Raw genomic sequence first — 10,739 nt, 5'->3', positions numbered from 1 at the left:
CCCTAGAGGCCCCTCGTCGCATCCCCCACCCCACCAGAAGGAACACGATCATGAGCTACGAAGTCCTGGCCGGCATCGAGGCCGCGGCCGACGACATCTTCGTCGAAGGTGTCGAGGCCGAACGAATCGGCAAGGTCGCCGACGCGACCGTCAAGCGCATGAAGGAGTCCGGCTCCATCCGCATGCTGCAGCCCAAGGAGCACGGCGGTTTCGAGTCGCATCCACGCGAGTTCGCCGAGACGGTCATGCGGATGGCGTCGCTCAATCCTTCGGCCGGCTGGGTCCACGGCATCGTGGGCGTGCATCCCTGGCAGCTCGCGTTCGCCGATCCCAGGGTCCAGCAGGAGGTCTGGGGCGAGGACCAGGACACGTGGCTCGCGTCGCCGTACATGCCGGGCGGCATGTGTGTGCCGGTCGACGGCGGCTACAAGTTCTCCGGCAGGTGGTCGTTCTCTTCGGGTACCGACCACTGCGACTGGGCGTTCCTCGGCGCGATGGCGTGCAATCCGGACGGCAGCGTGCAGATGCCGCCGCGCATGCTGCACGTGATCATCCCGCGGTCCGACTACCGGATCATCGACGACTCGTGGGACGTCGTGGGTCTGCGCGGGACGGGGTCGAAGGACGTCGTCGTCGAGGACGCGTTCGTGCCGGACTACCGCGTCATGGACTGCGACGAGGTCATCGACGGCACCGCCGTCCGCAAGTACGGCCGCACCGAGTCGCTGTACCTGATGCCGTGGTCGAACATGTTCCCGCTCGGGATCACCTCGGCCACCATCGGCATCTGCGAGGGCCTGCTGCACCACGCCAACGAGTACCAGCGCGAGCGCATCAACCCCCAGGGCACGGCCGTCAAGGACGATCCCTACACCCTGTTCGCGATCGGTGAGGCCACGGCGAAACTGCGGTCGGCGCGGGATTCGTTGCTCGCCAACGTCGATCGCATGTGGGACATCGTCGACTCCGGGAGGACGCCGACCTTCGAGCAGCGTGCCCTCGGCCGCGAGACCCAGGTGAACGCCGCCTGGCAGGCCGTCACGGCCGTCGACCAGGTCTACGCCCGGTGCGGCGGTAACGCCTTGCGGATGGACAAGCCGATGCAGCGGTTCTGGCGCGACGCGCACGCCGGTCTGCACCACGCGATCCACGTCCCGGGCACGGTCTACCACGCGGCGACGCTGAGCGGCCTCGGCGTGGACCCGCAGGGTCCGCTGCGGGCGATGATCTGACCTTCCACACATCCGAATCGACAACGGAGACAACAGTATGAGCAAGCCCGACGTCGGCAGTTTCGGCACCGACATCCGCGGTCTGGGATACGTGAGGATCCAGACGAACGACATGGAGCGCTGGCGGAAGTTCGCCTTCGAGGTCCTCGGCTTCGCCCAGGGGTCCGGGCCGGAGGAGAACGCGCTGTACCTGCGCATGGACGAGCGCAGCGCGCGCATCGTGGTGGTGCCGGGCGAGGACGACAGGGTCGTCACGATCGGCTGGGAGGTCCGCGACCGCGCGGCCCTGGCACGCGTCCAGGCAGCCGTCGAGGCGGCCGGGGTGGCCGTCAAGCCGCTGTCGGTCGAGGAAGCCGACCTGCGCCGGGTGGAGGAGGTCATCACCTTCCAGGACCCGAGCGGCGCGACCCTCGAGGTCTTCCACGGCCCGGTGCTCGACCACAGCCCGGTGGTCACGCCGTTCGGGGCGAGGTTCGTGACGGGCGCGCAGGGACTCGGCCACGTCGTCCTGCCGGTCACCGACATCAACGGCACCTTCGACTTCTACACCGAGGTCCTCGGCTTCCTGCCGCGCGGTGCCTTCCGGTTGCCGGCACCGCCGGAGTTCGGGCCGATGCGCCTGCGCTTCCTGGGCGTCAACCAGCGCCATCACAGCCTCGCGCTGATCCCGGCTCCGCACGGTGGCGCCCCGGGGCTGATCCACCTCATGGTCGAGGTCGACACCCTCGACGCGGTCGGCCAGGCTCTCGACCGAGTCGTCAAGGACGGTTTCTCGGTGTCGTCGACGCTGGGCCGCCACACCAACGACAAGATGGTGTCGTTCTACGTCCGCGCTCCCGGCGGTTGGGACATCGAGTTCGGTACGGACGGGCAGCTCGTGGACGAGACCTTCTACACGTCCGAGGAGATCACCGCCGACAGCTACTGGGGCCACGACTGGTCCGGCAGCGAGCCGCTCGCCGCCATGTAGCACCGCAGCTCCGCACTTCCGGCCAACTGCAGATCGCTCCCCGAAGAGGGGGAACTCCGTCCACCAGGACAGCGAGTTCCCCCTCTTCGGCATGCAATCTCGGTGATCCACTTCACAAATCCGCGCGCATATGTCACTATTCCTAATAGAAAGACCCACGTCAGTTGGGTTTCGTGGCGATTCTCGCCCCTGATCGAGGGAGATATCGGTGACCGCACCCGCGACTGCAGACTCCACCCCCACCGCAATTCTCGAACGGATCTCGCTCGTCCTGGACGCCTTCGACGGCCCCGGACGGCTCACGCTCGCCCAGGTCGTCAGGCGAACCGGGCTGCCCCGCTCGTCCGCTCATCGGATGCTCGAACGACTCGTCGAGATGCGGTGGTTGCGCCGCGAGGGCCGCGACTACGAACTCGGCACCCGTTTGATGGAGCTCGGTTCGATCGCCGTCCACCAGAACCGCCTGCACAGCGCCGCCGCCCCGATCCTGCACGACCTGCACCGCGCCACCGGATACGTCGTGCACCTCGGCGTACTCGACGGACCCGACGTGCTCTACCTCGACAAGGTCGGTGGCCGGCTCGCCACCGAGCTGCCCACCCGCGTCGGCAGTCGCTATCCCGCACGCAATTCCGCGATCGGCAAGGCCCTGCTCGCCTACACCCCGCACAGCACCGACGACCTCGCCGATCTCACCCCCGAACTGCGCAAGGTCCGCGAGACGGGCGTGGCGTACGAGGTGGCCCGGATCTCCGGCGGGATCGGCATCATCGCCGTCCCGATCGGCCCCGTCGGCGATGTCGTCGCCGCCCTGTCCATCTGCGGGCCGACCAGCCACCTCAAGTTCGACCACCGCCACGCCGCCCCGGTCCGTATGGCGGCGAACGCGATCCACCGATCTCTCACCGGACGCCCCCGCACTGCGCCGGTCGTGCCGCGGCCGCGCCACCAGGGCCTCTCCGCAGCGGCGGCACAGCCCCGCCTGCAGTACGCCTGAGCGGCGCCGACTCAGCTGCGCTCGCGCCGTTCGAGCCCCAGCACGAAGTCCTCCACGTCGCGCCAGGACCCGGCGACCTGCGGAACGGGATTGCCCAGTTCGTCGCGGTCCTGGACGGACGAGAAGGTCTCGGCCGCCTCGTCGATGTCGGCCAGGACCTGCTTCGCCAGATCGATCTCGGCCTGGAAGTAGCGTTCGGACCAGACCAGGCTCATCCGGGAGAACGCCCATGCCGGTTCGCGGTTGGCGTGATCGCCGTGCAGCTTCGCCCGCTCCCGCATGGACTCCATGTTCTCGATGTGCGACCGGACGAGCTTCTTCAGCTCGTCGGGCTCGTTGAGATGTCCCATCCACAGACGCAGCATGAGACCGTGCTTGAGGACCGGTTGTTCGACGGGCGCAGCCCGCGACCAGTTCCGCACGGCACGGGTGCCACGTTCGGTGATGCGGTAGACCCGCCGGCCACGCTCCCCCGGCTCGGAGATCATCTCCGACTCGGCCAGCCCCGCCGCCTCGAGCTTCTTGAGTTCGGCGTAGATCTGGCTGACGGACGGACTCCAGTAGAAGAAGCCGATGCTCCAGTCCGCCCACTTCTTCAGGTCGTAACCGGTGAGTCCCTCACCGAAGGTGAGCATGCCCAGAACGGCCCAACTCGTGGCGGGCAACGACGGGTAGCTGTCGTCGGAAGCGTCGGCGGCAGGCTCGATCTCGGGCATGATCGAAGCCTAACAGCCCAGGTAGATGAGGGTGCACCGCGCTGGATACCGCCCGCTGAGCGGAACACGGTCTCCCGTTCCGTGGGAGTACGGGAGACTCGGCCGGTCGCCGCAACTACCGTCGCTGTCACAGCCCCCAGGAGGTCCGATCATGGAAAGCGTCACCTGCAACCACTGCAGCAATCGCGTCCTCGTCGAGAAGTACAGCGAGGCACACACCAGCATCCAGTGGCTCGACGACGCCGACAGCGTCTGCCCCGAGTTCGCGCGGGCCCGCACCGCCCAGGAAGGCCGTGCCTGGATCCCCACCTGCCACAAACTGCAGCAGACGATCGACGACCTGATCGTCTCCGGCCAGATCGGCCTGTCGCTGCGCAGCTATCCGGTACCCGGCCGCCTCGAATGACGCGGAGCGCGGCCGGGATCCGCCGGATCACATCCCCCGCGCCTCGTTCGCCTTCGTGATGAACTCGATCTGTTCACGACTCGGCCCGCAGAACTCCTGCTCGATCTGCTGCGCGTTGTCCTCGTGCATGCGGTAGAGGCTGTCGCGTAGGCCCTCGTCGCCGCCGTGGAACTGCTCGAGCAGACCCATCCATTGCCGTGCCATCTCCTGGGCCTCGGGAGAAGCCGGATCCATCCCCGCACTCAGTGCAGCGTCGACACGTGGGATGAGCTCCTGCCACGACGCCTCCGCCGCCGTGATGACGTCGTCGCCCAGCCTTGCGCGTCGTTCCGCGAGGTCTGCGATCTGTCCCTTGTCGAAATACTTCTCGAAGACGTCGTCCACTTCGATCACTCCTCGGATCACCTGAAGGAAGTCGGCGACCGATGCATCCGGCGACGTTCGGACCGTGCGGGAGAGCATCTCGACCTGGGCGCGCAGCGTGCGGGTTGCCGCGAGCTGATCGTCCAGGTAGGCACGGTGCGCATCGAGGATCTCCGACAGCGAGGTGTCACCGTCGGTGACCGTGGCGATCGCGTCCAGCGACAGCCCGAGCTGACGCAACACCAGCACCTGGTACAGCCTCTCGACGTCCGGCTCCTCGTACAACCGGTGACCCGACGCCGTCCGGCCCGACGGCCGCACGAGGCCTATGTCGTCGTAGTGATGCAGGGTCCGCACGGTCAGGCCCGTCTCCGCTGCGAGACGCCCCACCTTCCATTGCTGTCCGGAACGTGTCTGCTGCATCGTCCACCCACTTCCACCGGCACTCCGTGTACCGGCACGATCGACGCTATGACCTCACGTTACGTGAGGTGCAAGCCGATCGTCCGGCTACAACTCGTCTACCGGCCGGCTCCCGCGACCAGCCCCTCCGCACTGCGCGCCGCCACCGAGGCGGCCTTCACGGTGAACGGATCGAGCAGCGGATGCTCTGCGCGGGATCGCCAGTGCCGCACAGCATCGACGGCCGCCGCACGGATCTCGGCGGGCGACGCGTCGTCGGCGAGACCGAGGCGCCGGGTGGCGCCGATCCCGGACCCACCGATCACGCGATGCAGAGCCTGGACCTCCTCGTCGGGCAGCGACACCGACGACGACCGCAGTCTGCCCAGCAGGCGGAGTTCGGCGAAACCGTGGTCGTCGGCCAGTTCGCGTCGCACGGCTCCCAGCAACTCGTGGTCGCCGCACGCGTGCAGGACCCGCTCGAGCGCCAGCAGCGCCGAATGGGTCTTGAGCTGATCGGCACGCTGACCGAACTGCACGTCGATGACCTGGCGCAGCTCGTCGAGCCCGCTGCGCGCGACGAGTTCGGCGGCGAGGGAGGGTGAATCGCGCGCGCCGAGCTGCACGAGCAGCACCGCGGTGCGGATGCCGAACAGACCGAACCGGTCGACGAGACGCGCCCGCATCCCGGGGTCGACGGGCAGGTCGACGTCGGGCCGCGCGAAACGGTCGGCCGACAGCATCGCGACCTGCAGTTGTTCCGCCGGCACCTGTGCGAGCGCCTCGAAGGCTGCGAACTCGTTCTGCCGCAGGGTCCGTGCGGCGAGGGCGAGCAACCCGGCGACCGGCACGACCGCCTGGCACAGTCCGGTGCGTTCGAGTTCGTCGGTGAACCTCGCCGCGACCTGCTTCGCCGACATCATCGCGTCGGCACGACCGGCACCGACCTCGTCGGCACGCGACACCACCCCGACGATGCCGAGCGGACCCGATCCCCCGCCGACGTGCCGGCCGATCCGTTCGAGGAACTCGACGTCGGCGGCACCGAGCGAACGCATCAGGTAGACGACGGCGTCGGCCCCGGAGGCCGATTCCTCCGGGGTGAGCAGCGCCAGGGTCCGCGCCGACACGTCCTGCGACAGCGACGACGTGCCCGGGGTGTCGATGATGGTGGTCTGTGCCAGCGCGCTGGCCGGCCATTCGACGTCGATGAAGTCGACGTGGTCGGCGGTGAGTTCGCCGAGGTCGAAGGTCAGACGCCCGTCGGGACGCTGCACGGGCACCGGCATGCGGCGGTCCCCGTCGTACCAGGCGTTCACCGACGGCACCGGGCCGTTGCGGTACCAGGTGACGACACGCGTGCACTCCGTCGCGTCGGTGGGCGCGATATCTTGTCCCACAAGCGCATTGAGCAGAGTCGACTTGCCGGCCTTGAGCGATCCGGCGAGCGCGACCCGCAACGGCTGATCGAGTCGCGCGGCGCAGTGGTCGAGCCGGTCCGCCACGGCCGGGTTCCCGCCGTACGACGCGCGTGCCCGGTCGAGCAGGTCCCGGGCACGCGCGAGAGCCGGGGTCACGCCGACACTCCCGCGAGTTCCGCGGCGCGCTCACGCAATCGGCTCAGTTCCGCGACCTGCGTGTCGAGTTCACCGATTCGACGGCGGCGTTCCTGTTCCTGCACGGTCGCAGCCTGGCGGGTCGCTTCGAGCGACTCGTCGAGCGAACGCAGTGTCTGTTCGGCGATCTCGGTGAAGTGATCGCGCAGCTGACGCTGGATGAGGCGGAGTCGGTCCTTCGATTCCTTGCCGACCTGGAAGCTCACGTCGTCGGTGAAGGCGCGGATCGCGTTCTTCGCGTCGGCGCGGCGCTTGGCGAGCCGGACCTGCTTGTCGTCGCGATACGCCTTGGTGCCCAGGACGACTCCGGCTCCCACCGAGATCGGGTTCACGAGCGCCATCCCCATCAGGGTGGTGACGAGACCGAACATCAGCACGCCACCGTAGGAGCCTTTCATGCCGACGAGCACCTTCTGACCGATACCGATCCGGCCGGATTCGAGATCGGACAGGTTCTCGACGGGATCGAGCAGCTTCGACAGGTCGCCGAGATGCAGCGAGGGCAGGGACGCGTCGTCGAGCGCGAAGTGCTCTGCGACCCTGCCGGCAAGGATCTCGGCGCGTTCGTGCGCCCACACGAAGTTGTCGCCGACGGATTCGGCGACCTGCTCGGCGAGCCACTGTCCCAGCCGCGGCCATTCCTTGCCCGGATCGCAGTCGTCCACGGATGCTTCGGCATCGCGGGTCACCGTGCGCAACCGGTCGCGCAGGTCGTGGTCGATGTCGGCCGCGAGATCGGCGATACCGTCCGACAGCGTGATCTGCCACCGCGCCGCCCGCGTCCGCAACGCCTCGGTCGCAGCACGCGCCCGGTGCAGGTCCTCGATCGCGGCGTTTCCCGATTCGGGGTCGCGCAGGGCGGCGAGTTCGCTCTCGCGTCCGAGTGCGAGATGGTCGACGACGGTCTTCACGTCGTGTGCGACCGACAGTCGCGCCGAGTCGGCGTTGCGCGCGACCACCTGGTCGCGCAGGAAGTCGTAGATCGCGTCGAAGCCGGATTCCTGCTGCAGCGAGGCGTCTTCGGTGCGCAGGGCGTACTCGCGCAGCAGAGACGAGACGGGCAGCAGCGGCAGGTCGAGTCCGGCTCGTTGCAGGTGTTCGCGGTCGGCGTCGACGATCGCACGCCAATGCGGATACACGTCGGTCTTGGTGACGAGCACCGCCGACGCCGGGCACAGCGTCTGCACCTGTCGCAGGAACGACATTTCCGGTGCGGTGAACTCCTGGCTCGCATCCGAGACGACGAAGACCGCGTCCGCGGTGGCGAGGAGGGTCAATGTGGCTGCGGTGTGCGGGTTTCCGTGTCCGCCCACGCCCGGGGTGTCGACGAACACGAGTCCGTCGGCGAGCAGCGGACTCGGCACGCTCACCTCGAGCCGTTCGACGTCCCGGCCGGCACTGCGCGGCGCGACCTGCTGCAGGTCGTCGAAGGGGACGGCGATGCGCGGCGCCGAACCGGTCGGGACGAGTTCGGCGGACGGCTCCTGCCCGTGCTGCACGAGCGTGGGGACCGCGGTGGTCTCGTCGTCGCCGACAGAACACACCTCGAGGCCGAGCAGTGCGTTCACGAACCGGCTCTTGCCCTGGTTCAGTCCCCCGACGACGACTACCCGCAGTCGCGGGTCGGAGACCTTCGTGCGGGCGGCCGTCAGCCGGTCGGTGAGATCGTTGCGCCCGGCGCTGCGGGAACGCGCGATCGCGGAGTCGATCAGGTCGAGGAGCGCTCGGCGTCTCGAGGGATCGGATGAATGCTGCGTATCCGGTGAATGCTGCATGGGCTGCGTCGACTCGCCTTCCATCGGTGCGGGCTCCGGCCATTATGTCCCGGAGCCCGCACCGCTGCGGTCAGGGCAGCAGTCCTTCGAGGTCGGTGGAGTCGGTCGTACCCAGCGAGGAGTCGCCACCGGCGCCGAATGAGGAGTCGCCACCGGCTCCGAGTAAGGAGTCGCCACCGGCTCCGGCGAACAGACCACCGCCGAGACCGGAGGTCGCGGTGAGGTCGCCTTCGCCGAACAGGCCCGCAGCTCCCGAGGCGGAGCCGAAGACGTCCTCGCCGACCGACGCCCAACTCTCCGCACCACCGGACAGAGCCGTCCCCACCTGCGTGGACAGTTCGGCACCGAGGTCGGCTGCGCTCTCCAGACCACCGGAGACACCGAGGTCGGCGGCAGCGCCCAGGTCTGCCGCACCACCGAGATCCAACGCGCTCTCGAAATCGGTGGCTGCACCCAGGTCGACCGACGTTCCCAGCCCACCGGCTGCGCCGATCCCCGAGTCGATCGCCGCGCCGAGGTCCGCGCCCGCGTTCACCCCGGCCCCGAGTTCCGCCGCCGCGTCCAGCGCACCGTCGAGGGCGTAGCCGAGCTGACCGGTGGCTTCGGCACCGGCGCCGAGGCTGCCGCCGATCGTTGTCGCGAGCTGCGAGCCGAGATCGGCACCCGCATCGACGGGCACCGACCCCGCGGCCGTCTCGAGTGCACTGCCGAGCTGCAGGCCGAGCTCGGCGCCGGCCGAACCACCGGTAGCGAAGGTCGAGCCGAGGACGGACGACAGGTCCGTTCCGAGGCTCGTCCCCGCCTGCACGGTCGTATCGACGGTCGCGCCGATACCGGCGGTGGAGCCGATAGCGATGTTCAGCGCGGACGACAGTTCGGTGGTCGCGGTGGTCTCGAGACCCAGCGCGCCGCCGAGCACCCCGCCGACCAGCGTGCCGAGGTCGATGCCCGCACCGGTCTCCGCGTCGATCTCGCCGCCACCGGAGAGGACCGTGTCGAGGTCGACGCCGCCGAGCAGTCCCCCCTGTGCGCTGCTCTCGATGACGGTCCCCAGGGCGGCGCCGAGATCGGCCGCAGCTCCGCCACCCGCTCCGAGCAGGGCCGAGAGGGACGCACCGAGACCGAGGGTCGCGCCCACACCGGCGTCGAGACCCGCGGAGAGGTCGGTTCCCAGTCCGGCCCCGAGGTCGGCCACACCACCGAGGACACCACCCAGGCTCGTGCCGAGCGCGCCGGTCAGTTCCGTGCCCACGCCGAGAACGCCACCGAGCGTCGTGCCGAGCGCGACCCCGAGTTCGGCACCGCCGTCGAGGGCTGCGGTGAGCTCGGTCGAGAACGCACCCCCGGCGTCGACGGCAGATTCCAGCAGGCCACCGAGGGCGAGGCCGATGTCGGCGCCGAGCGTGCCCCCGATACCCAGTGCTCCTTCGAGGGTGGTCGCGAGGTCGGCGCCGAGACCGCCCGAGGCCTCGACAGCCGCGTCGATCGCGGCGGCGAGATCGGCGGCGGCACCGACGCCCAGGCCCAGTCCGCCTTCGAGCGCTCCGGCCAGTGCCCCACCGACGTCCAGGGCACCCCCGACGTCGAGGGCTCCACCGAGTTCGAGGCCCGCGCCGAGTGCACCACCGAGCGCCGCTCCCAGTGAAGCACCGAGCTCGCCACCGGCTTCGAGCGCCGCTCCGAGCTGTGCACCGAGATCGGCGACGATCCCGGTGTGCGCGCCGACGGTCCCGCCGAGGTCCAGTCCGCCGCCGAGACCCAGACCGCCACCGAGACCCAGACCGCCACCGAGTCCTGCTCCGACACCGAGGCCCAGGCCGGCGGCGCCACCGAGGCCCACTGCTCCACCGAGACCTGCCGCTCCGCCGAGGCCGGCCGCAGCGGTGCCGGCGATCGACGCTCCGACGTTCGCCGCACCGTTCAGCGCTGCGGTCAGTTCGGCGGCGGTCCCGGCGAACAGACCGCTGTCCGCAACGAGCGGGGCGACGGCGACGATGTCGGCGTGGCACACGTCGTCCAGTCCGGCTTCGGCGAGAACGGCCTCGGGGTTGCTGCAGTACCGGGCGAGTTCCTTCTCGTCGCGGAACAGGCTGAGGATGAAGTCGAGTACGGCGTTGGTGGCCATCGCGTGTCTCCTGAGTCGTCGGGATCTGGGAACGACGCTACGAATCCGCGGGTCACGGGCACAGGGGGTGCGGCCCCCTGTCTGCCGTCGCCCGTTAGGGGATCGGGGTTCGGGGGCATCGGGGTCGTTAGGGGATC

9 protein-coding genes are annotated in these 10,739 nt (G+C 69.3%); 4 read left to right on the top strand and 5 right to left on the bottom strand.

Annotated features, from left to right (window positions below; genetic code table 11):
* Positions 1-50: 50 nt before the first annotated feature.
* From B9C99_RS25025 to B9C99_RS25015, 3 genes are all read left to right on the top strand, one after another.
* The gene (locus B9C99_RS25025; protein ID WP_088899743.1) at positions 51-1,232 is read left to right on the top strand and encodes a hydroxylase; all 1,182 of its coding nucleotides are present in this window, start codon (positions 51-53) and stop codon (positions 1,230-1,232) included.
* Between the two features lie 37 nt (positions 1,233-1,269).
* Positions 1,270-2,202: a biphenyl-2,3-diol 1,2-dioxygenase gene (gene bphC, locus B9C99_RS25020; RefSeq protein WP_088899742.1), complete on the top strand. Its 933-nt coding sequence runs from the start codon at positions 1,270-1,272 to the stop codon at positions 2,200-2,202.
* Positions 2,203-2,410: 208 nt separating this feature from the next.
* Positions 2,411-3,199, top strand: a complete 789-nt coding sequence (locus tag B9C99_RS25015) for an IclR family transcriptional regulator (RefSeq protein ID WP_088899741.1) — start codon at positions 2,411-2,413, stop codon at positions 3,197-3,199.
* A gap of 11 nt (positions 3,200-3,210) precedes the next feature.
* Here B9C99_RS25015 and B9C99_RS25010 read toward each other — a convergent pair whose 3' ends face one another.
* Positions 3,211-3,915: a PadR family transcriptional regulator gene (locus tag B9C99_RS25010; protein WP_088899740.1), complete on the bottom strand. Its 705-nt coding sequence runs from the start codon at positions 3,913-3,915 to the stop codon at positions 3,211-3,213.
* A 151-nt stretch (positions 3,916-4,066) separates the two neighbouring features.
* On the opposite strand from B9C99_RS25010, the gene B9C99_RS25005 reads away from it, so the two are divergent.
* Positions 4,067-4,321, top strand: a complete 255-nt coding sequence (locus B9C99_RS25005; protein ID WP_016695946.1) for a hypothetical protein — start codon at positions 4,067-4,069, stop codon at positions 4,319-4,321.
* A 27-nt stretch (positions 4,322-4,348) separates the two neighbouring features.
* Here B9C99_RS25005 and B9C99_RS25000 read toward each other — a convergent pair whose 3' ends face one another.
* The 4 genes from B9C99_RS25000 to B9C99_RS24985 form a co-directional block, all read right to left on the bottom strand.
* Positions 4,349-5,107 (bottom strand): MerR family transcriptional regulator, encoded by a 759-nt coding sequence (locus B9C99_RS25000; RefSeq protein ID WP_016695945.1) that lies wholly within the window; start codon positions 5,105-5,107, stop codon positions 4,349-4,351.
* Positions 5,108-5,205: 98 nt separating this feature from the next.
* Complete coding sequence (locus tag B9C99_RS24995; RefSeq protein ID WP_088899739.1) at positions 5,206-6,663, bottom strand: dynamin family protein; 1,458 nt, start codon at positions 6,661-6,663, stop codon at positions 5,206-5,208.
* A complete protein-coding gene (locus B9C99_RS24990; protein ID WP_088899744.1) occupies positions 6,660-8,477 on the bottom strand; it encodes a dynamin family protein in 1,818 nt (605 codons plus the stop codon). Before B9C99_RS24990 ends, B9C99_RS24995 begins: the two co-directional genes overlap by 4 nt.
* A 70-nt stretch (positions 8,478-8,547) precedes the next feature.
* On the bottom strand, positions 8,548-10,602 hold the full coding sequence (locus B9C99_RS24985) for an IniB N-terminal domain-containing protein (RefSeq protein WP_088899738.1): 2,055 nt from the start codon (positions 10,600-10,602) through the stop codon (positions 8,548-8,550).
* Positions 10,603-10,739: the final 137 nt, after the last annotated feature.

Origin of the sequence: Rhodococcus sp. BUPNP1, from assembly GCF_002215235.1 — a bacterium.
Classification (GTDB): domain Bacteria; phylum Actinomycetota; class Actinomycetes; order Mycobacteriales; family Mycobacteriaceae; genus Rhodococcus.
Note: the sequence above shows the minus strand (reverse complement) of the source record. Positions and strands in the feature narration are given on the sequence as shown.

What these genes read in the sequence shown, in the direction of transcription:
- B9C99_RS25025 (WP_088899743.1), top strand. Translation starts at nt 51, where the DNA reads ATGAGCTACGAAGTCCTGGCCGGCATCGAGGCCGCGGCCGACGACATC.
- bphC (WP_088899742.1), top strand. Translation starts at nt 1,270, where the DNA reads ATGAGCAAGCCCGACGTCGGCAGTTTCGGCACCGACATCCGCGGTCTG.
- B9C99_RS25010 (WP_088899740.1), bottom strand. Translation starts at nt 3,915, where the DNA reads ATGCCCGAGATCGAGCCTGCCGCCGACGCTTCCGACGACAGCTACCCG.
- B9C99_RS25005 (WP_016695946.1), top strand. Translation starts at nt 4,067, where the DNA reads ATGGAAAGCGTCACCTGCAACCACTGCAGCAATCGCGTCCTCGTCGAG.
- B9C99_RS25000 (WP_016695945.1), bottom strand. Translation starts at nt 5,107, where the DNA reads ATGCAGCAGACACGTTCCGGACAGCAATGGAAGGTGGGGCGTCTCGCA.
- B9C99_RS24990 (WP_088899744.1), bottom strand. Translation starts at nt 8,477, where the DNA reads ATGCAGCATTCACCGGATACGCAGCATTCATCCGATCCCTCGAGACGC.
- B9C99_RS24985 (WP_088899738.1), bottom strand. Translation starts at nt 10,602, where the DNA reads ATGGCCACCAACGCCGTACTCGACTTCATCCTCAGCCTGTTCCGCGAC.